Here is an 18,511-nt window from a genome sequence, read left to right on the forward strand (position 1 = left end):
TCGACGGGCTGAGGTCGGGCGCAGCGACGCGCACATCGACTCCGTGAGGAGTGGGTTCGAGGTCCCCGGTGACCTCGACGCTCAGGATGCTGCGTCGCCATCCGGCGCCACGTCGATCAGCACCTTCCCTACCGTGCCCGCCTCGACCGCGTCGTGCGCCTCGGCGGCGCGCTCGAGCGGGAACCGCGTGAGCGGCAGGCCCGCCGCCTCGCCCACGGGCAGCGCGCCGTCCTCGACGGCACGCGTGACGTCCTCCGCCGCGGCGGTGAGCGCGGCCCCGCCGACCGTGTAGAGCAGCAGGAACTGGTAGCGGGCGTTGAGCGCGAAGTGGTGGCGCACGTCGAGGGTCACCTCGGCGCCGCCATCCGTCGCGTACACCGAGATCGAGCCGTGGTTGGCGATGACCTTCGCGTTCAGGGCGGCGTTGCGGGCGGGCGAGACCTCGACGACGTGGTCGACCCCGTCGGGCGCGATGGCGCGGATGGCGGCGGCCGCGTCATCCGCTCGGTAGTTCACGACGTGGTGGGCGCCGGCCGCGGTGGCGAGGGCGGCCTTCTCGGGCGAGCTGACGGTGGTGATCACGCGGGCGCCGGCCCAGCGGGCGAGCTGGATCGCGGCGTGCCCGACCGCGCCGGCGCCGCCGGCGACGAGCACGGTGCGTCCGGTGAGCGCCCCGGGGTGGAGGCGGGACGGGCCGTCCTCGTGGATGGTGAGCGCACGGTGGGCGGTCATGGCGGGGACGCCGAGCGATGCGCCCAGCTCGAACCCCGCGGAGTCCGGGAGCGGCACGACCCGGGCGGCGGGCAGTACCGCGAACTCCTGCGCGGTGCCGGTGGGCCGTTCGTGCGCGGCGAGGAACGCCCACACCCGGTCGCCGATCGCGATGCCGTTCACGTCGTCGCCGACGGCGTCGACCACGCCGGCGCCATCCTGGTTCGGCACGACCTCGTCGAAGGGCGTCGGGCGGCCCGCCCGGGCGCCGGCGCGCGCCTTCCAGTCGGTGGGGTTCACGCCCGAGACGACGATGCGCACGCGCACCTCGTTCGGGCCGGGTTGCGGGATGTCGCGCTCGACGAGCCGCAGGACGGACGACGGGCCGGTCTCGGAGTACGCGATCGCTCTCATGTGGGAGGCAACGCCGGTCGGGCCGGAGTTCTTCCGGCCGCCTCGAACGGGGTCTCGGTCACAGGCGGGGTCGGTCGAAGCCGAGGCGTTGCACCATCTCGCCGTGGCTCTCGATCTCGCCGACGCGGACCTGCTTCCACGGCTGATGACCGGGGACCGCGAGCCAGGCGTCGAGCGACATCCTCTCGACCTCCGCGATCGAGGCGGATGCCAGCACCTGCGTCAACGTCAACGACCCGTTCTCGGGGTCGAACGCCTCCTGGGCGACAGTCGGCAGGCCCTGGTGGATGGCGGCGAACAGCGCGACGGACTGCCGGGGTGGACGCTCGCCGGCTGACCCCAGCGAGGGTTGGATGGAGAGGAGGAACTGCACGGTGTTGACGAACCGCTTCACGCGGCGGGGCGTGTCGCCGAGCAGCGGCCCGAGGCTCGTCACGAACTCGTACTCGTCGCGCGAAAGCGAGAGTGTGCTGGTCTCGAGGCGGAGCCCCCGGCCGCTCTGGTCGAGCATGCGCTGCAGCGCGTCGGCCTGCTCGCGACCGAGGTCGGGTCCTTCCTCAGCCGTGCCCGTGCCTGCGCGCTCCGACCGCACCACGGGCGCCAGGAGCCCGGAGACGATGTTGCTGCGTTCGGTGAGGGAGAGCGGCTGCACCCAGAACGCCAGCTGGAAGATCTTCTCGAGGTAGTCGCGCGCCGTCGGCGTGTCGGTGCGCAGGGTCGACCGGGGATAGGTCGTGGTCTTCAGCGCATGCAGCTCCTCGATCAGCGCCGAACTGAGCCAGCGCGAGTCGACGGCGACGAAGACGACGAACATGGGGAATGCCAGGAGCAGGTGCACCGCCTCGAGGACCTGGACGACCTTGTGGGGCGGGCAACGATCGAGGTCGTCGATGTAGAGCACGATCCGGTCGGGCACCGTCGCGTCGTACTCGGCGGATGCGCCGCCGGCTCGGCGCCCGTTGTTCTCCGCGATCTCGTCCCGAAGCCGGGTGAGGTCCTCGCGCACGCGTCCGAGCAGGCCGAGCTTGGACCGGTAGTCGGTGCTGCGCTCGGCGGCGAACTCCACGAGCACCCTGCCGGGCGTGAGCGCGTCGAGCTCGTTGCCGAGGCGTTCAGCGCGTGCCTCCTCGGCGGCGACGACCGTCAGCTGCTGCGCCGTCTCGCTCTCGGCCTCCCGCAGTCGTGCCTCCGCCTCGGCCAGGTTTCCTCGTGCCTCGTCGACCGGTGCTTGCAGGAGTGCCCGCACCTTCGCCTGGGCGGACTCGATCTTGAGGCGTTGGGTTCGGATCCAGCCGGTCACCGAGCGCAGCCACACCGTGAGCACCGAGGCTGCCAGGGCGAGGGCGGTGACCGCGGCGCTGACGGCGGGGATGTCGGTGAACCACTGCAGCGCCCACGTGATCGCCGGCGGAACGAGCACGAGCAGCACGAACAAGATCAGGTGGCGTGGCCGACGCCAGTACGGACCGAGCACCGCGTTCCCGAGACGGAGTTCCTTCCACGCGTCTTGGAGGGCGCGCGCCAGGTCATCGAGGTTCGAGCCGAGCCCCTCGAGGCGAACCGCATCCCACTGGTCGGTGAGTGACTCGGTGACGACCTTCTTCGCGGCCGCGGCCCGGCGGGACTCGTCGGCCGCCTCCGCCTCACGCTGTTGCAGTTCGGCTCGCGCCTTCGCCACGTCGGCCTCGGCCCGCGCACGACGTTCCTCCAGTCCTCGAGCGAGGTCTCGAGCCTCGCTGAGCGCCTTCTCCTGCTGCTCGAGCTCGTCGCGGATCGGCTTCCGCCGTTCCGTCAGCAGGCTGGCCTCGATGCGCTCGGTGTCCAGCGCCGTGAAGACCTTCTCGAGCAGCGCGGCCCAGAGATCGCCCTGGATGTACTCCCAGGCGTTGAACTCGATGTGCCGGATGGTGGGCTGCGAGGCGGCGACGGATGGCGACTGGTCCTGGGCGAGCTGCGACAGCCGATCGATGCGAGTGCGCACGTCGCGCATGAGGAAGCTCTTGCCCGCGCCCCAGTCGCCGAACAGTCCGATGGCGAGCGGCGGCACCAGGTTCTGCGACGCCACGAGGTACGCCAGCGCATTCGCTTCCGGCGAGATGCCGACGAGGTCGCGCGGCTGCACGAGCGGCTGCCCCGGTACGTCGTCGGTGGCGAAGCCCGCCACCCCCACCGGCGTCCGTGCGTTGTTCTGCCGCAGCCAGTCACGAAGGGAAGCCCCGGCGACGCCGCGATTCTGGGGCTCCGTCCGGAGCCAGTTCAGGTACGAGTCGGCGATCGACTGCAGGTTCTCGCCGACTTGGGTGAAGGCGTCGTCGAGTTGCGGCGTGAGCTCGCTTCGCGACGAGAGCATGGCACCCAGGAGGTGCAGGAGCTGGACCCGGCCTCCCGAGTAGCTCGCCGCCACCTCGAACACGCTGCCGAGCGACGGGTCGTCGAATGACTGGACTCCGGGGGAGACGTACGGCAGCACGGCCGCGAGCGTCGCCGAGTTCACGCGGCCGTACGCCTCGCCGACGACATCGCGAACCGTGATGCCGAAGTGGTCGAGCAGGGCCGGGAGTTCGCCGTCGCGGTCGGGGTGGGCGAGGAGGATGCCGACGAAGAGGTCCCGCTCGTCGACGAACGCCGGGTCCTCGCCCGGCGGCACGTCCTGCCGAACCCGTGCGACGGCGTTCGCCCAGTCGAGCGCTTGCTGAACCGAGCTCGAGAGATCTGCCCCCATGGTGAACCCCCCGTCCACACCGCCGCGACGTGCGCTGCGCGACCTGCCAGGCGCCTCTGAGCGTCACGATGGCCCTGAAGGTGAGGATCCGTCAAGTCCTCCCTTCGACTGACGGCGCTCGACCTCCTCGGCGCAGCGTCCATGATGGAGGCATCACCGGTGGGGGGAACCGATGGGCGAACTCGAGCACGCCAGGGCGCGGCTCCGGACGTGGGTCGGCGACGACTCGGAGCGGATCGAGGCCGCGAGCGTGCGCTTCGGCGTCGGGGGCCTGCACGCGATCGGCGGCGCCCGTGCCGCCTCGTACGTCACCGATTGGGAGCTCGAGGTCGGCGACGGATGGCGCACCCGCGCGCTGCGCGTGACCGCCCGCGGCTTCGGCTGGCGGCGTTCCCTCGACCTCGAGCGCTCGCCGGAGGGCGAGTGGCACGCGCACGTGCGGCAGTCGGGCGACGTCGACCTGCCGGCCGCGGGGCTGGCCGACCCGGCGAGCGTCGCGGGGGCGCTCGACTGCGACCTCGGCCTGTGTCCGCTCACGAACACGATGCCGATCCGCCGACTCGGACTGCTCGAGGCCGATGTCCCCGAGACGGCGCTGGTGATGGCCTGGGTCGAGGTGCCGTCGCTCCGCGTCATCCGCAGCGATCAGGGGTACGCGTCGATGACGATCGACGGCCGACGTCGCGTGCGGTTCCGCAGCCTCGACGACGACTTCGCGGCCGACCTCGTCGTCGACGCGGAGGGGCTGGTGGTCGACTATCCGGGCATCGGGCGACTGGTCGACATCCGGTACTGACGAGCTCGCGTGCCAGGTGGACGTCGACCTCGGGACGATCCATCCGCCCCCCGGCACTTGACGGCGGCGGTCGACCGGATGAGGCTGATCGCATCCGTCATCCGCGAAGGCGCGGGATGCCGCGCGAGGGGGCAACCACATGGACGTCATGACCGACCTCACGACCGAGAAGATCGCCCGAGCGTTCTCGAGCCACCGCTTCGAGCTCGCGATGCCGCATCTCGCCGACGACATCATCTGGACGGTGGTCGGCTCCGATCCGCTCATCGGGCGGAAGGCCGTGAAGAAGGCGATCGAGCGCACCGCCGCCGACCTGGCCGCCGTGACGACCGAGTTCCAGCGCTTTCGCACGGTCGTCGGCGAGGAGAGCGTGGTGGTCGACAGCCTGGCGAGGTACACCGACGCCCAGGGCGACGTCTCGATCGTGGCATCCTGCGACGTCTACGACTTCGCCGACGACGGGCGCATCACCGAGATCGTGTCGTACACGATCGAGCTTCCGAGCTGAGCCGACGGCGCCGGCGCGCTGTTCGGCCTGCTGTGGCACCCGCGGGCAGCGGGAGAATCGACGCATGGTCGAGATCTCCGATGACGACTTCGAGCGGATGGTCGCCGAGGAGTTCGACGCGCTGCCCGACGACATGGTCCGCGGGCTCGAGAACATCGCGATCGTCGTCGAGAACCAGCCGCTGGGTGAGCGCCCGCGGCTGTTCGGGCAGTACCGCGGGCACCCGCTGACCACGCGCGGCGTGTACGGCTTCGGCGAGCTTCCCGACCGGATCACGCTCTTCAAGAACAACCTGCAGGAGCACAGCGCCGACCTCGACGCGCTTCGGGCCCGCGTGCACGTCACGCTCGTGCACGAGATCGGCCACTACTTCGGCCTCGACGACGCGCGGCTCCGCCAGCTCGGGTGGGCGTAGCCGGGCTCTCAGGCGACCTCCGTACGATCGGAGGATGTTCCTCTTCATCGGCGTCTTCCCGCGCGAACGCGAGATCGCCGTGGCGCACCTGCGCTGCGACCACTGCCACGAGCAGGCCGCGCAGCACATCGTCGAGAGCGGCAGTCGGCTCTGGCTGTTCTTCCTCCCGCTGTTCACCTTCGGGCGGCGCTACGTCATGATCTGCTCGAACTGCGGGTGGACCACCGAGCTCAGCCGCGAGGCGGCGAAGCGCGCCGCCGACCTGGCCGCGCACGGCCGGCCGCCGGCACCGGCCGCCTGAGCTCACCCGATCTGCTGCGCCAGCGCCACGATGATGCCGGCCGGCCCGCGAACGTAGCAGAGCCGGTAGGCATCCTCGTAGGTCGCGACCTCGCGAAGCGGCTCGGCCCCGTGCGGCCGCAGCCGCGCGAGCGTGTCGTCGAGGTCGTCGACCGCGAACATCACCCGATGCAGTCCCAGGGTGTTGGGCGGCAGGGCCGCCGGTGACGTGGGCGATGCCTCGGGGTGGTGGTACTTCGTCAGCTCGAGCCTGCCGTGGCCGTCGGGCGTGCGCATCATCGCGATCTCGCTGCGGATGCCGTCGAGCCCGACCGTCTGGTCGGCGAAGAGGCCCTCGATCGGCGCGCGGCCCTCGAGCTCCATGCCGAGATCGGTGAAGAAGGCGATCGCCGCGTCGAGGTCGTCGACGACGATGGCGACGTTGTCCATGCGCTGGATGGTCATGGGGCGAGACTAGGGCCGCCCGGCGACACCGGCGGCACGACGCCGGCTCCGCGCTGCTCCAGGAACACCTTCACTTCGGGTTCGCGGGTCAGCTCGATCGCGCGCCGGTAGGCGACATCCGCCTCGACCTCTCGGCCGGCGCGGCGCAGCAGGTCGGCGCCCGTCGCCCACCACGGCTGGAACGACGCACCGTCGGGCGGCAGGGCGGCGAGCCCGGCGGCCGCGCCATCCGTTCGCCCGATGACGGCGGCGGCGGCCACTCGCGCGCCCAGGCTCGGCGCGACCGCGAGCAGCGCCGAGTACAGCGTGCGCAGCGCGGACCAGTCGACCGTGCCGGTGCGTCGACGGTCGAGGTGCACGGCCTGGATGGCCGCCTCGAGCTCGAAGCGGCCGGGCGCGGCCGAGCCGCGAAGGGCGACTGCACGCCGCAGGCACCCTTCGCCCTCGTCGATGAGTCGGGCGTCCCAGGATGTCGGCGGCTGCTCCTCGAGCGGTACGTAGGACCCCGACCGTGGCCGGGCGAGCGAGAGCGTCACGAGCGCGGCGAGCGCCCACGCCTCGGACTCGCGATCGAGGAGGCGCGCGAGTGTCACCGCGAGGTGGCGCGCCTCGCCGGCGAGCGAGTCGGCGTCGTCGCGCCAGGTGATCGCCGCGCAGCCGTACACCGCCTCCAGCACGGCGGGAAGGCGCTCGGGCATGTCGCGCCGGTCGGGCACGACGAACGGGATGCGAGCCCGGGCGATGCGCCGCTTCGCGCGCGCGAGACGCTGCGCCATGGTCGCGGTCGGGACGGCGTACGCGGCGGCGACCTGCGCGGCGTCGAATCCGAGCACGACGTGGAGGATCAGCGGCGTGCGCGCCGCCGGGTCGATCGCCGGGTGCGCGCAGGTGAAGCAGAGCTCGAGACGACGGTCGGGGATGCGGTGCGGGTCGACGGCGTCGAAGGGGTCGGCGCCGGCTGGGCTCGCGCCATCCGCGACCGAGTCGAGCGGCGTGCTCGTGCGCGCCGCGGCCGACTTCCACACGTCGCGTTGCCGGTTGCGCGCCACGGTGATCAGCCAGCCCTCCGGGTTGTCGGGGATGCCGTTCGTCGGCCAGCGTTCGAGGGCCGTCGCGAACGCATCGGCGAGGGCGTCCTCCGCGAGAGCGAGGTCGCCGGTGCGTGCCGCGAGCACGGCGACGAGTCGCCCGTACGATTCGCGGGCGGCGTGCGCCGCAGCGGCGAAGGCCGCGTCGCGCGCCCTGTCGCTCACCGGTTCGGCGTCCACGTTCCGTCGACGGTGTGCACGGCACCGGGCCGGATCTCGACCGCCCCACCCCAGTCGAGCGCGGGCGCCTGGGAGGCCCACTCGAGCGCGGCGTCGAGGTCGGGCACGTCGATCACGATCGTGCCGCCGAGCTGCTCCTTGGCATCGATGAGCGGTCCGTCCTGCACCTGGAGCCGGTCGGCGCCCCGGCGCAGCGTCGTGGTCGACTCGCTCGGCTGCAGGACCTCCGCGCCGAGCAGCACCCCGGCGTCGTGCAGCGTTGCCGCGTAGGCCGCCATCCGCCGCATGCCCTCGGCGACGGCCTCGGCGCCGAGCGTCTCGGGCGACTGCTCGGCGTAGTGCAGCAGCAGCGTGTAGCGCATCGTGACCCCCCGCTCACCGCACAGCGTACCGGCCGATGATGACCCCGGTCGTGGTGGGGATGGCGCGCTCCAGGTCGAGCTCGACCCGGTCGGTGCCGAACAGCTTCGTGCCGGTTCCGAGCACGAGCGGATGCTGCAGCAGCACCATCTCGTCGACCAGCCCGGCTGCGAGCAGCGCCCGAACGAGTTCGCCGCTGCCGAGCACGGTGATGCCGCCGTCGAGGTCGCGGCGCAGAGTGGCGACGGTCTCGGCGGCCTCGCCGATGAGCGGCGTCGAGTTCGGGTGGGTGAGACGGATGTCGCGCTGCCGCGAGACCACGTACTTCTGGGCCCCGACGAGCGCGTCGGTGAACGGGTTCGGCTCGGGCGTCGACGTCCAGAACCCGAGCACGTCGTCGTAGGTGCGGCGGCCGAACAGGATGGCACCGCCGGCGCCCATGCGCTCGCCCGCGAACCGCGCGGCGACCTCGTCCTGGTAGGGCACCGCCCAGCCGCCGTGGACGAAACCGCCGCGGGTGTCCTCGTCGGGTCGTCCGGGCGCCTGCATGACGCCGTCGAGCGTGATGCTCTCGAACACGGCGATGGTGGCCATCGTTCGCTCCTTCCGCGGCCGCGGAACGCGGCCCGTCACTGGATGAACGATCGAGCGGTGCCGCAATCGACAGTTCGTCCCGGGCGGAGGGCATCGCGTGAGCCGCGCTGGTGGGGCCGCTCTCGCCGCAGTACCCTCCTGACATGAGCACGGGAGATCGCGACGGGCGGTTCGAATATCCCGACAGCGCCGGGTATCCGGACGGTGCCGGCTTCCTCGACGAGGGGACCGCCGCCCACGACGACGAAGACACCACGGCCGGCCTCGACGAGGGCACGACGGCGCTCGTCGCGGAGGTGAGGGCCGGTGCGATACGAGACGTCGACACGCCGTCGGCGGACTCGAGGTCCGAGGTCGAGGTGCATCGCCTCGACGGCGAGCATGTCTACGCGGCGACGGTCGCCGACCTCCGGGTGGCGACCATCCCATACGAGGAGGACGACGGCCACATCACCGTGTACACCACGACCGTCGACCCCGAGTTCCGCGGGCGCGGCCTCGCCACCGAGCTCATCGCGTATGCGCTCGACGACATCCGCGAGCGCGGCGTGACGCTCACCGTTGAATGCCCCGTCGTCGCCGCGTTCATGCAGGGGAACCCGCAGTACACCGATCTGATCGAGACGGAGCGCCCGAGCCCCTGACGGTTGCCTTCGCGTCGACCAGCGCTCACATCATCGACTGCAGCAGCTGCGTGGCCCGCTGGTTGTCGCTCGTCGCGAGGACGACGCGGTTCCGCGAGGCCACGTAGACCAGCGAGATGTTGATGCCGGCCTCAGCCAGCGCGCGTGCCATCGCGCCGAACCGGCCCGGTGTGTCCAGGTCGGGTTCGGACAGTGCGGGGGAGACGAGCACATCGGTCTCGGCGTCGACCGTCATGCCCGCACCCTCGAGTGCGGCCCTCGCGCCGGCCGCGTCGTCGACCAGGATGTGGACGGCGCTCCGCCCTTCGCCGGTCACGGCGCAGAGTCCCTCGATGTTGACGCCCGCGTTGCCGAGGGCCTCGCCGAGTCGGGCTCCCTCGCCCGGCATGTCATCGAGGTTGACCAGGAGATCCTTCGCCATGGGGCACCTCCCTTTCGGATGCCTCAGGTCTACGCCCGAGGCAGCGGCGGCGTCAATGCGCGGATGCCGCGGCGGTGACCGATGCGGGATCGACCGTCAGTCGACGCGGGCGAGGAAATCGAGCACACGCTGCGTGAGCAGCTCGGCCGCGCCCGGGTCGTAGCTCGGCAGGGTCGGGTCCGCGAAGTAATGCTGGTCGCCTGGGTAGAGGAAGAGTTCGGCGTCATCGGCCGCGGCGACGAGGTCGCGGGCGGCACCGACATCGCCCTCGTCCATGAAGATCGGGTCGGCGTCCATTCCGTGGATCTGTGCTGCGACGCCCGTCGGCCATGAGCCGAACTCCGAGACGGGCACGCACGAGTAGAGGAGCACGACGCCCTTCGCGCCGGCACGCGTCTGGGCGAGGTACTGCGCGGGCACGACTCCGAGGGAGAGACCGACGTACACGAGTTCCTCCGGCAGCGACTCGGCCGCGCGCCCGCCGCGGGCCATGATCTCGCCGAAGCCGACCTCGCCGGCGTAGCCGACGCCCTCCTCGATCGAGTCGAAGGTGCGGCCCTCGAAGAGGTCGGGCGCGTGCACGGTATGGTCGGCCCGGCGCAGCCCATCCGCGAACGTGCGGACGCCCTCGGTGAGCCCCAGGGCGTGGTGGAAGAGCAGTACGTCGGCCATCGTGGCCATTCTGCACCCGCCGGCCGTCGGCGGGACCGACTCCGAACGACGACGTCAGAGGAACTTCAGCCGGTTGATCGCGTCGTTGACCTCGTCGACCGCCTGCTTCGCCGGGGGGAAGCCGCCATCGGCGACGCCCGCCACGACCCGCCAGAAGCTTCGCCCGCCGATATGGAGGTGGATGACGGAGACGCGGATGCCGCCCGGCTTGTTGCCGGCGACCTCGCCCTCCGTCTCGATGACATCGGTGAACCCCTTCGCCCTGAACACCGAGTGCTCGATCACGTTCTTGAGCACGCCGACGTGTTCGAGCGCAGGGTTGAGCTCGATGCGCGTCGACCTGATCGCCAGTCCGGCCATTTCCGTCCCCCCAACCGGTGCAGTACTGGGTAGGGCTCACATTGGCATCGGCCGTTGAGGCTGTCAACGTGAGCCGCGTGGGAGGATGGACTTGTGGCCGCCCGGGTAGGCGCTACCGAGCCCGCCCTTTTCGGACGGGACTCGGAATTGACCGTTGTTCGAGATTCCCTTGATCGAGCAACGGCTGGCGAGGCCGTCACGCTCCTCGTCTTCGGTGACCCGGGGACGGGGAAGACGGCTCTCGTGCAGCGAACGTACGATCATCCGCCCGAAGGGACCGTGGTGCTCATGGGCGGGTGCCTTCCGTTGACGAGCATGGCTGTGCCGTTTCTTGCTCTGCGGAGCGCGTTACGCGACGCGCGAGGCCGCGACCTCGGGAACCAACCGAGCTTCCTTGAACCCGGGCAACCGACGGAAGATGTCCCGTTGCTCATCGACGACTGGCTCGACGAGGTCTGCGCGTCCACTCCCGTCGTTCTCATCGTCGACGATCTTCAGTGGGCTGACCAGAGCACGCTCGACGCCCTGATGTATCTCATCGCCGGCCCGAGAACCCGTCGCCTCGCAGTGCTCGCGACGGTGCGGAGCAGTGCGATCGGGGAGGATCATCCACTTCGGAACTGGCTTGCCGACATCCATCGGATGCCCGGGACCGATCAACTCCATCTCGGAAATCTCGACCGCGTCGCGACCGGTCAACAGATCTCGAACCTGCTCGGGCGACCCGCACATGAATCACTCGTGGATGACGTGTTCGCTCGCACCGTCGGCAACCCCTACCTGACGCGCCTTCTCGTCAATGGATTGCCGGCTGACGCGCGCCATGTCGATCCCAATCTCAATCCGGATCTGTCGGATGCCGTCTTGCGCCCGTGGACGGGCCTTTCCCCACCGGCACGGCGTCTGGCCCGGGTCCTCGCGATCGGAGGCGCTCCGGCAGCTACGGCGCTGTTGAGTGCGATCAGCGACGATTCCGAGGATCGGGTTCGAGGCCTCCTTCATGAGGCGGCCGAGGCGGGCGCCCTCGACTCGACCGCCGACGGCCGGTACTGGTTTCACCACCCGCTCATCGCCGAAGCGCTTCATCAGGCCACCCCTGCAGACGAACGCCGCGAACTGCATGCGGCATTCGCAGACCAGTTGGAGGCAGGGCTCGTCAGCGACTCCAATGCCGATGTCGAGATCGCCGTCGCAATAGCGGACCATCGGTTCGAGGCAGCTCAGTTCGACGCCGCACTGACGTGGGCCGTGCGCGCGGCTGATGCGGCTCGGACGGCGGGTGGATATGCGGAGATGCTCCGATTGCTGACTCGAGCGCTGGATCTCGAGAAGCTGGGGCGACGTTCACGATTCACGCGGCGCGAACTCCTCGAGAAATTCGTCTCTGCGGCTGACATGGCGGGAAAGAACTCGGAGGAGCTGGGAGCGATTGATCTCCTCCTCGAAGAGCTGGACGCGGAACGGGAACCGCTTCGGGTCGCCGAACTCATGGTGCGACGTGCCCACCTTCGGTACTCGACTGGTGCCACGTTCTATGACCTCGCCGAGAACCGCAAGGCGGTGGAGCTCGCTGCTCGATCGCCCGATAGTTGGCAGTACGCCTACGCGCTGGCGTGCCTAGCCTGGGCGGAGTATTGGCACGACGATCCCCAAGTTTCCAATCATGCGGAGCTGGCCGTCGAGGCGGCGGACCGCGCCGGGGACCCGCGCGCGATGTCGTACGCGCTGGCATCCCAGGCACTCGGCGAGTTCGTACACGAGAACGGGCAGCCGAGCGCCAGGCTCGCTGCGCGAAGTGCGGAAGAGGCGCGCCAGGCAAGAGACCCGTGGGCGTTCAGCCGTGCCAGCTTGCTGGAAGCGAATGCGCTGGAGATGTGGACATCCCGTCGCTTCGCCGAGCTGATGCGGCAGCGGCGGAATGAGGCTTCCGAATTCGGGGCTCCACACGCGTACCTCGCGTTCTTCGCAGCCAATGAGGCCACGGCATGGGTGGCGATCGGGGAATGGGAGGAAGGCGTGCGGGCCCTCCGCATCGCTCTGGGCGCGAACCCCGGCGAACTCGCAGACATTCAAGCTCGACTGGCGGCGGCGCGCCTCGCGGCTGCTCAAGGTCGGGTGAAAGAGGCCCGAGGACATCTTGATCGTGCTGACGAGATCGTTCAGGACGCCTCCGCATTTCGCGCCAGCGAGTTCGACGCTGTTCGGGCCATCGTCTGCCTGGCGGAGAACCGGCCGGCTGAAGCATTCGAATCCGCGATGTCCGGCCTTCTCGCTGAGGGCGTTCCGCCGACGATGTGCGAGTGGCTGCTGCCACTGGCGGCCCGATCACTGGCAGACCAAGCGGAGGCTGCTCGCGACCGGGGACTCGACCCAAGTGAATTCCTCAAGGCCGCTCATTCGCTCGTGCGCCGATTCCCCGACATCGTGAGGGATCTCGGCGAGCCGACCGAACTGTGGAACCGGCAGATCGCCGCTCTCGCCGAGTGGTATGCAGCTGAACTTGCGCGCGCCGCGCAAGCCCCGAATGCAATAGGGCTGTGGCGCCGCACCCTCATGTGCAGGCTGCGAGCTCGCGTGGGAGGAGGCATACGCATACTGGCGGTATGCCGAGGCGCTCCTCGTCGGTGGCTCCGGCAATCGTGCCGAGGCCGCAGATGCGCTTCGCGCCGGCATCCGACGAGCCGCCCAGCTCCGCGCGAATGCAGAGCTGGACGCAATGCGAGCGTTGGCCGCGACAGCGCGAATACCGCTCGAGGAGGTCAATCCGATCGCGGAACTCCACGGCCTGGCCGCCACCCTGACTCCCCGCGAGCGGACGGTCCTCCAGTACATCGTCGCTGGAAGGACATATGGGGAAATCGCTCGCGAGCTGTTCATCAGCGAGAAGACGGTCAGCACCCACGTGTCGAGCTTGCTGAGGAAGACGGGTGCGAGGAACAGAATCGATCTCGCGCGACTCGCGTTGCACGCGACGGAACGGGCGCTGACGCCTCCTGGTCCATCACCGTGAGAATCACAGCCGTGCGGAACGGCCATCGCGCGCGCTGATCAGACCCGACCGCGCCGCCCGAACAGCCCGGCGAACACGGCGTGCAGGAGCGGGATCACCGACGCGATCATCAGTCCCACGCCCCAGACCGGCTCGTCGACGCGCAGCAGGATGCCACCGACGAACAACCCGACGAACAGCACCGCTGAGACGATGCGCTGGGCCGCGCGCTCGAGGCGCGCCATCCGATGTTCGATTCGCGGCGAGTTCGCGACGAGGCGGCCCTGCTCGATGCGGTCGGCGATGGCGTCCATGCGCTGAGGCAGCCGCCCCACGGTGCCGGCGTACGACATCGCCTGTCGCCCGAGCGTCTGCAGGATGTTGCCGCGCTCGTCGCGCAGGAGCCCGGCGGCGTAGGGCTCGACGGCGTCCCATACGTTGAACGCCGGGTCGAGCGAGCTGCACATGCCAGAGGTCAGCGACATCGCGCGGATGATGAGCAGGAAGTTCTCGGGCAGCTGGAACGGCAGCGTGCGCATCACCTCGCCGAACTCGATCGCGAAACGTCGCAGTTCGCGCTCGTCGACCTGCGCCAGCTCGGCGAAGCCCATGCCGCCGAACCGTGCGAACAGCTCGGTCATCGCCCGTTCGAGTTCGGCGGTCTCGGCGGATGGCAGGAGGAAGCCGACGCTGCGGAAGCTGTCGACCAGGCGCTTCCCGTCGCGCGCCGCGGCCGCGATCATCAGCTGCTGCAGGGCCTGGCGAAGCCCGTCGGGCACCTCGCCCATCATGCCGAAGTCGATGAAGGTGAGCTGCCAGGCCGGCCCCGCGGCATCCGTTGCGCCCGAATCGGATGGCGCCGGCGCCACCGGCGCCACCGGCGTCACGAAGATGTTGCCCGGGTGCGGGTCGGCGTGGAAGAAGCCGTCGCGGAACAACTGGTCGAACATGACCGCCGCGAACTGCTTCGCGACGTCCTTCGGATCGATACCCGCCGCCACCAGCGCCGCGCGGTCGCTGATCTTGATCGCCGTCACGTCGGCGAGGGTGAGCACGCGGCGCGTCGTGCGCTCCCACACGACCTCGGGAGCGGCGACGCGCGCGTCGCCGGCGAAGCTCGCGGCGAACCGCTCGGCGTTCTGCGCCTCGTGCAGGTAGTCGATCTCCTCGAGGCTCGTGGTGGCGAACTCCTCGACGAGCGTGGGCAGGTCGACGCGGCTCGCGACGAACCGCACGCGGCTGAGCCATCCGGCGACCCGCCGCAGGGCCGCGAGGTCGACGTCGACGATCACCTCGATGCCCGGCCGCTGCACCTTGACGACGGCCTCGTCGTAGCCCATGTCGGCGGCGTCGATGGACGCGAGTCGGGCGCGGTGCGCCTGGCCGAGGGATGCCGCGGCGAGCGGCGTCGGGTCGAATTCGGCGTACGCCCGCTCGAGCGGCACCCCCAGCTCGGCCTCGGCGAGACGCCGGATGGCGTCGAACGGCACGGGCGGGACCTCGTCCTGCAGTCCGGCGAGTTCGCGCGTGATCTCGGGCGGCAGCACGTCGAGCCGCGACGACAGGTACTGGCCGACCTTGATCATCAGCCCGCCGAGGTCGACCGCGAGCACGTGGAAGCGCTGCGCGATGCGTGTCATCCGCGCCGTGCGCCCCCGCGCCGCGACCCTGGCCAGGCCGAACCGCGGTAGGACGATCTCGAACCACCACGTCTGGACGATGTAGCGCGCGGCGAACCGGAGGATCCGTCGGTAGCGGGCGCGCGTGTTCCCCACATCGGGCATCCTGCCTGGCGGATGCCGACGTGTCGAGGGCACCTAGGTCAGTCCTGGGCGAGGATCGAGTAGAGACGGCGACGCGCCTCGTCGAGGATGTCGACCGCCTGCTTCACCTGCTCGGGCGTGCCCGTGCGTCCGACCTGCGCCGCCGCCTGGGCGAGCTCCATGCCGGCCTTGGCGAGCGGCCCGGCGTTGCCGAAGTCGCGGCGGCTGCCACCGCTGCCGCCGCCGCTGGCCCCCGTCGGCCAGGGCGCGCGATCAGCCGATGAGGCGGCCTCGGCCCTGCCCATTTCGGTGAGCGTGTACGTCTTGCGTCCGCCCTCCTCTTCGGCGGTGATCAGCCCCTCGTCGGCGAGCAGCTGCAGTGTTGGATACACCGAGCCCGCGCTCGGCTTCCACGCGCCGCCGCTGCGCTCGGAGATCTCGCTGATGATCTGGTAGCCGTGCATCGGCTTCTCGGCGAGCAGTGCGAGCACCGCCGCACGAACGTCGCCCTTGCCCATTCGCGGTGCGACCTTCTGCTCGAACATGCCGCGGAGCTGCTCCATGGCGTCCCACAGTCCCTGCCCGGGGTTGCCCTTGCCCCACCCGCTCGAGGAGCTGCCGAAGCCGCCGCTGCCGAATGAATCGCTCATGATGACCTCCCTGTGACGGGCCCTGTTCGGGTCTCGACGATATGTCAACGATATATCGCTCAGGCGGGTGGGTGCTCGTGAGTTCGCTGTGAAGGTCCCATCGCCTCGCCGCTCGCCGCTCGCCGCGCGCCGCTCGCCGCTCGCCGCTCGCCGCTCGCCGCGCGCCGCTCGCCGCTCGCCGCTCGCCGCGCGCCGCTCGCCGCCCGCCGCTCGCCGCCCGCCGCTCGCCGCCCGCCGCCAACTGCCCGCCGCCTGCCCGTCGCCCGCCGCTAACTGCCTGCCGCCCGCCGCCACTCCCCGCCTCCCGCCGCCGCTGCTTCCGACGAGGCCGAACTGAAATGCAACTTCAGGGTTGCATTATCCCTGAAGACATGCAACCGTTGGGTTGCGATAACTGAGGAGACTCCCTATGAAGCCGACACCGATGCGCAATCCGCGTCCCGTACTCGCCGTCCTGTTCGCCGGCTCATTCGTGATGGGCTGCGCCGAGATGCTCGTCGTCGGCCTGATCGACCTGATCGCCGCCGACCTCGCCGTCTCCGTGTCGGCCGCAGGCGCGCTGCTCACCGCGAACGCGCTCGGGCTTGCGATCGGGGGGCCGGTCCTGACGTTCCTGACGACCCGGTTCGACCGGCGCCGGGTGCTCCTCGCCGCGTTGGCGACGTTCGTCGTCGCCAACGCACTGCCGGCGATGCTGGGCGCCGACTACTCGATGTTCCTCGTCGCTCGCGTCGCGATCGGAGCCGTGCAGGGACTGTTCATCGGGGCGGCGATGATGTCGGCGACGGCGATCGTTCCATTCGAACGCCGCGGTCGGGCGATGGCCGTGATCATCACGGGCTTCGCGATGTCGAGCGCGCTGGGCGTGCCGGTGGGCACGCTGCTCGGCCAGGCCGTGGGCTGGCGCGGCGCGTTCACCGCGGTCGTCGTGGCCGGGCTGGTCGTGCTGGGCCTCGCCGCGGTCGTGCTGCCGTCGGTGCCGACGCCGAAGGGCAGCGGGGCGATCGGGCAGGCGCGGCACGCGTTCGCACCACGTGTGCTCGCCGTGCTCGCCGTGAGCACGCTCACGTTCGGCGCGATGCTGGCGGCCGTCACGTACCTGGTGCCGTTCCTCGGCGAGGTGACTGATGTCGCGGGGCCCGCGGTGACGCCGTACCTCCTCGCCTACGGCGCCGCGACGGCCATCGGCTCGTTCGCCGGCGGACGGTTCGCCGACGCGAACGCCTCGCGAGCCCTCATCGTCGGCGCGATCGGCGTGACCGTCTCCCTCGTCGCACTGCTGCTCTTCGGGTCGAGCCCGTGGCTCGTCGGCGTGGCCGTCTTCTCCGTCGGCCTGTTCGGCATGGCGACGGGGCCGTCCATCCAGCACCGAGTGGTCGCGCTCGCGGGACCGGGCGCTCCGCTCGCATCGTCGCTGCCCGCGTCGGCGGTGAACGCCGGCATCGCGTTCGGCGCGTTCGCCGGCGGGCGCGCGATCGACGTCGGCGGGATCCGACTCGCGGTGATCGCCGCCTGTGTCATCGGCGTGGCCGCGGTCGCGGCGGCCTGGGCGACGAGCGCCCTGAAGCCGGCTGCTGCGACATCCGTCACCGCATGGGTCATCGAACGATGACCGATCCACTCCGCACCATTCGGAACCAGTCACGAAGGGAACCATCATGATGCTGCTCGAGGACAAGGTCGCCGTGATCCACGGCGGCGGAGGATCGATCGGGGCCGCTGCTGCGCGCGCGTTCGCCCGGGAAGGGGCGAGGCTGTTCCTCGCGGGGCGGAGTCGTCCGCGGCTCGAGTTGGCCGCATCCGCTGCGCGTGCAGTCGGCGGCGCCGTCGAGATCGCCGTGGTGGATGCGATGGACCAGGCCGCGGTCGACCGCCACGTCGATGAGGTGACGGATGCCGCGGGCCGCATCCACATCGCGCTGAATGCCGTCGGCTTCGACCACGTGCAGGGACGGGCGATCGCGGACACCTCCCTTGACGACTACCTGCACCCCGTCACGGGCTACCTGCAGACGAACTTCGTGACGGCGAAGGCCGTCGCGCGGCCGATGATCGCGCAGGGGAGCGGGGTGATCCTCACGGTCTCGACGCCTGGCGCGCGGCTGACCGGGCGTGGACTCCTCGGCAACGCGGCACAGAGCGCGGGGCTCGAGGGCTTCTCGCGAGCGCTCGCCGGCGAGCTCGGTCCGGCGGGCGTGCGGGTCGTGTGCGTGCGGCCGCACGCCATGCGCGATGCGCTCGACACGTCGTACACGCGGCAGATGTTCGGTCGCATCGCCGAGGACTCCGGCATCGACTTCGACGAGTGGATGGACGGCCTGGTCGGCATGACGCTGCTCGGTCGGCTGCCGACGCTCGACGAGGTGGCCGACTTCCTCGCGTTCGCGGCATCGGATCGCGCCGGATCGATGACGGGCGTGATCTCGAACCTGACGGCGGGGGCGCTCGTCGACTGACGCCTGCTCTCATGCAACCGATCT

At 70.5% G+C, this 18,511-nt stretch carries 19 protein-coding genes and 1 pseudogene; 9 read left to right on the top strand and 11 right to left on the bottom strand.

Annotated features, from left to right (window positions below; genetic code table 11):
* Nucleotides 1-81: 81 nt before the first annotated feature.
* Together ACZ4TW_RS08210 and ACZ4TW_RS08215 are read right to left on the bottom strand one after the other, a co-directional pair.
* On the bottom strand, nt 82-1,125 hold the full coding sequence (locus ACZ4TW_RS08210; protein ID WP_465541911.1) for an NADPH:quinone reductase: 1,044 nt from the start codon (nt 1,123-1,125) through the stop codon (nt 82-84).
* Nucleotides 1,126-1,183: 58 nt separating this feature from the next.
* A complete protein-coding gene (locus tag ACZ4TW_RS08215; RefSeq protein WP_465541912.1) occupies nt 1,184-3,847 on the bottom strand; it encodes a P-loop NTPase fold protein in 2,664 nt (887 codons plus the stop codon).
* Between the two features lie 172 nt (nt 3,848-4,019).
* Here ACZ4TW_RS08215 and ACZ4TW_RS08220 point away from each other — a divergent pair, with 172 nt between their 5' ends.
* The 4 genes from ACZ4TW_RS08220 (at nt 4,020) to ACZ4TW_RS08235 (ending at nt 5,867) form a co-directional block, all read left to right on the top strand.
* Complete coding sequence (locus tag ACZ4TW_RS08220; protein ID WP_465541914.1) at nt 4,020-4,643, top strand: putative glycolipid-binding domain-containing protein; 624 nt, start codon at nt 4,020-4,022, stop codon at nt 4,641-4,643.
* A gap of 139 nt (nt 4,644-4,782) precedes the next feature.
* Nucleotides 4,783-5,151, top strand: coding sequence for a nuclear transport factor 2 family protein (locus tag ACZ4TW_RS08225; protein WP_465541916.1), 369 nt, complete (start codon nt 4,783-4,785; stop codon nt 5,149-5,151).
* Nucleotides 5,152-5,215: 64 nt separating this feature from the next.
* Entirely contained in the window at nt 5,216-5,566 is a 351-nt protein-coding gene (locus ACZ4TW_RS08230) for a metallopeptidase family protein (RefSeq protein WP_465541918.1), read from the top strand.
* Nucleotides 5,567-5,600: 34 nt separating this feature from the next.
* Nucleotides 5,601-5,867, top strand: coding sequence for a zinc-ribbon domain-containing protein (locus tag ACZ4TW_RS08235; protein WP_465541919.1), 267 nt, complete (start codon nt 5,601-5,603; stop codon nt 5,865-5,867).
* 2 nt (nt 5,868-5,869) lie between these two features.
* Here ACZ4TW_RS08235 and ACZ4TW_RS08240 read toward each other — a convergent pair whose 3' ends face one another.
* From ACZ4TW_RS08240 to ACZ4TW_RS08255, 4 genes are read right to left on the bottom strand one after another with little or no spacing between them, the layout of a single operon-like run.
* Complete coding sequence (locus ACZ4TW_RS08240) at nt 5,870-6,310, bottom strand: VOC family protein (RefSeq protein ID WP_465541921.1); 441 nt, start codon at nt 6,308-6,310, stop codon at nt 5,870-5,872.
* Entirely contained in the window at nt 6,307-7,563 is a 1,257-nt protein-coding gene (locus tag ACZ4TW_RS08245) for an RNA polymerase sigma factor (protein WP_465541923.1), read from the bottom strand. The genes ACZ4TW_RS08240 and ACZ4TW_RS08245 overlap by 4 nt, the downstream gene beginning before the upstream one ends.
* Complete coding sequence (locus ACZ4TW_RS08250) at nt 7,560-7,940, bottom strand: YciI family protein (RefSeq protein WP_465541925.1); 381 nt, start codon at nt 7,938-7,940, stop codon at nt 7,560-7,562. Before ACZ4TW_RS08250 ends, ACZ4TW_RS08245 begins: the two co-directional genes overlap by 4 nt.
* 13 nt (nt 7,941-7,953) lie before the next feature.
* The gene (locus ACZ4TW_RS08255) at nt 7,954-8,532 is read right to left on the bottom strand and encodes a dihydrofolate reductase family protein (protein WP_465541927.1); all 579 of its coding nucleotides are present in this window, start codon (nt 8,530-8,532) and stop codon (nt 7,954-7,956) included.
* A gap of 143 nt (nt 8,533-8,675) precedes the next feature.
* Here ACZ4TW_RS08255 and ACZ4TW_RS08260 point away from each other — a divergent pair, with 143 nt between their 5' ends.
* A complete protein-coding gene (locus tag ACZ4TW_RS08260; RefSeq protein ID WP_465541929.1) occupies nt 8,676-9,176 on the top strand; it encodes a GNAT family N-acetyltransferase in 501 nt (166 codons plus the stop codon).
* A 25-nt stretch (nt 9,177-9,201) separates the two neighbouring features.
* Here ACZ4TW_RS08260 and ACZ4TW_RS08265 read toward each other — a convergent pair whose 3' ends face one another.
* The 3 genes from ACZ4TW_RS08265 to ACZ4TW_RS08275 form a co-directional block, all read right to left on the bottom strand.
* Nucleotides 9,202-9,597, bottom strand: a complete 396-nt coding sequence (locus tag ACZ4TW_RS08265) for a hypothetical protein (RefSeq protein ID WP_465541930.1) — start codon at nt 9,595-9,597, stop codon at nt 9,202-9,204.
* A gap of 96 nt (nt 9,598-9,693) precedes the next feature.
* Nucleotides 9,694-10,269 (bottom strand): dienelactone hydrolase family protein, encoded by a 576-nt coding sequence (locus ACZ4TW_RS08270; RefSeq protein WP_465541931.1) that lies wholly within the window; start codon nt 10,267-10,269, stop codon nt 9,694-9,696.
* A gap of 54 nt (nt 10,270-10,323) precedes the next feature.
* Nucleotides 10,324-10,629: a hypothetical protein gene (locus tag ACZ4TW_RS08275; RefSeq protein WP_465541933.1), complete on the bottom strand. Its 306-nt coding sequence runs from the start codon at nt 10,627-10,629 to the stop codon at nt 10,324-10,326.
* 93 nt (nt 10,630-10,722) lie between these two features.
* Between ACZ4TW_RS08275 and ACZ4TW_RS08280 the strand changes: the two are divergent.
* Both ACZ4TW_RS08280 and ACZ4TW_RS08285 read left to right on the top strand, forming a co-directional pair.
* Nucleotides 10,723-11,187, top strand: a pseudogene (locus tag ACZ4TW_RS08280) (AAA family ATPase); the annotation flags it as partial.
* 2,158 nt (nt 11,188-13,345) lie between these two features.
* Nucleotides 13,346-13,639 (top strand): response regulator transcription factor, encoded by a 294-nt coding sequence (locus tag ACZ4TW_RS08285; RefSeq protein ID WP_465542317.1) that lies wholly within the window; start codon nt 13,346-13,348, stop codon nt 13,637-13,639.
* 38 nt (nt 13,640-13,677) lie between these two features.
* Here the strand turns inward: ACZ4TW_RS08285 and ACZ4TW_RS08290 are convergent, their stop codons facing one another.
* Together ACZ4TW_RS08290 and ACZ4TW_RS08295 are read right to left on the bottom strand one after the other, a co-directional pair.
* On the bottom strand, nt 13,678-15,402 hold the full coding sequence (locus ACZ4TW_RS08290) for an ABC1 kinase family protein (protein WP_465541934.1): 1,725 nt from the start codon (nt 15,400-15,402) through the stop codon (nt 13,678-13,680).
* Between the two features lie 38 nt (nt 15,403-15,440).
* A complete protein-coding gene (locus tag ACZ4TW_RS08295) occupies nt 15,441-16,031 on the bottom strand; it encodes a PadR family transcriptional regulator (RefSeq protein ID WP_465541936.1) in 591 nt (196 codons plus the stop codon).
* A 409-nt stretch (nt 16,032-16,440) separates the two neighbouring features.
* On the opposite strand from ACZ4TW_RS08295, the gene ACZ4TW_RS08300 reads away from it, so the two are divergent.
* Nucleotides 16,441-17,643, top strand: a complete 1,203-nt coding sequence (locus ACZ4TW_RS08300) for an MFS transporter (RefSeq protein ID WP_465541938.1) — start codon at nt 16,441-16,443, stop codon at nt 17,641-17,643.
* A 46-nt stretch (nt 17,644-17,689) separates the two neighbouring features.
* Nucleotides 17,690-18,487 (top strand): SDR family NAD(P)-dependent oxidoreductase, encoded by a 798-nt coding sequence (locus ACZ4TW_RS08305; protein WP_465541940.1) that lies wholly within the window; start codon nt 17,690-17,692, stop codon nt 18,485-18,487.
* The last annotated feature ends 24 nt before the right edge of the window (nt 18,488-18,511 follow it).

The organism is Agromyces sp. NPDC029043 (assembly GCF_055564615.1).

Bases quoted from the DNA above. Each gene is read 5' to 3' on its own strand.
- ACZ4TW_RS08210 (WP_465541911.1), bottom strand. From the start codon at position 1,125: ATGAGAGCGATCGCGTACTCCGAGACCGGCCCGTCGTCCGTCCTGCGG.
- ACZ4TW_RS08215 (WP_465541912.1), bottom strand. From the start codon at position 3,847: ATGGGGGCAGATCTCTCGAGCTCGGTTCAGCAAGCGCTCGACTGGGCG.
- ACZ4TW_RS08220 (WP_465541914.1), top strand. From the start codon at position 4,020: ATGGGCGAACTCGAGCACGCCAGGGCGCGGCTCCGGACGTGGGTCGGC.
- ACZ4TW_RS08225 (WP_465541916.1), top strand. From the start codon at position 4,783: ATGGACGTCATGACCGACCTCACGACCGAGAAGATCGCCCGAGCGTTC.
- ACZ4TW_RS08230 (WP_465541918.1), top strand. From the start codon at position 5,216: ATGGTCGAGATCTCCGATGACGACTTCGAGCGGATGGTCGCCGAGGAG.
- ACZ4TW_RS08235 (WP_465541919.1), top strand. From the start codon at position 5,601: ATGTTCCTCTTCATCGGCGTCTTCCCGCGCGAACGCGAGATCGCCGTG.
- ACZ4TW_RS08240 (WP_465541921.1), bottom strand. From the start codon at position 6,310: ATGACCATCCAGCGCATGGACAACGTCGCCATCGTCGTCGACGACCTC.
- ACZ4TW_RS08250 (WP_465541925.1), bottom strand. From the start codon at position 7,940: ATGCGCTACACGCTGCTGCTGCACTACGCCGAGCAGTCGCCCGAGACG.
- ACZ4TW_RS08255 (WP_465541927.1), bottom strand. From the start codon at position 8,532: ATGGCCACCATCGCCGTGTTCGAGAGCATCACGCTCGACGGCGTCATG.
- ACZ4TW_RS08260 (WP_465541929.1), top strand. From the start codon at position 8,676: ATGAGCACGGGAGATCGCGACGGGCGGTTCGAATATCCCGACAGCGCC.
- ACZ4TW_RS08265 (WP_465541930.1), bottom strand. From the start codon at position 9,597: ATGGCGAAGGATCTCCTGGTCAACCTCGATGACATGCCGGGCGAGGGA.
- ACZ4TW_RS08270 (WP_465541931.1), bottom strand. From the start codon at position 10,269: ATGGCCGACGTACTGCTCTTCCACCACGCCCTGGGGCTCACCGAGGGC.
- ACZ4TW_RS08275 (WP_465541933.1), bottom strand. From the start codon at position 10,629: ATGGCCGGACTGGCGATCAGGTCGACGCGCATCGAGCTCAACCCTGCG.
- ACZ4TW_RS08285 (WP_465542317.1), top strand. From the start codon at position 13,346: ATGCGAGCGTTGGCCGCGACAGCGCGAATACCGCTCGAGGAGGTCAAT.
- ACZ4TW_RS08290 (WP_465541934.1), bottom strand. From the start codon at position 15,402: ATGCCCGATGTGGGGAACACGCGCGCCCGCTACCGACGGATCCTCCGG.
- ACZ4TW_RS08295 (WP_465541936.1), bottom strand. From the start codon at position 16,031: ATGAGCGATTCATTCGGCAGCGGCGGCTTCGGCAGCTCCTCGAGCGGG.
- ACZ4TW_RS08300 (WP_465541938.1), top strand. From the start codon at position 16,441: ATGAAGCCGACACCGATGCGCAATCCGCGTCCCGTACTCGCCGTCCTG.
- ACZ4TW_RS08305 (WP_465541940.1), top strand. From the start codon at position 17,690: ATGATGCTGCTCGAGGACAAGGTCGCCGTGATCCACGGCGGCGGAGGA.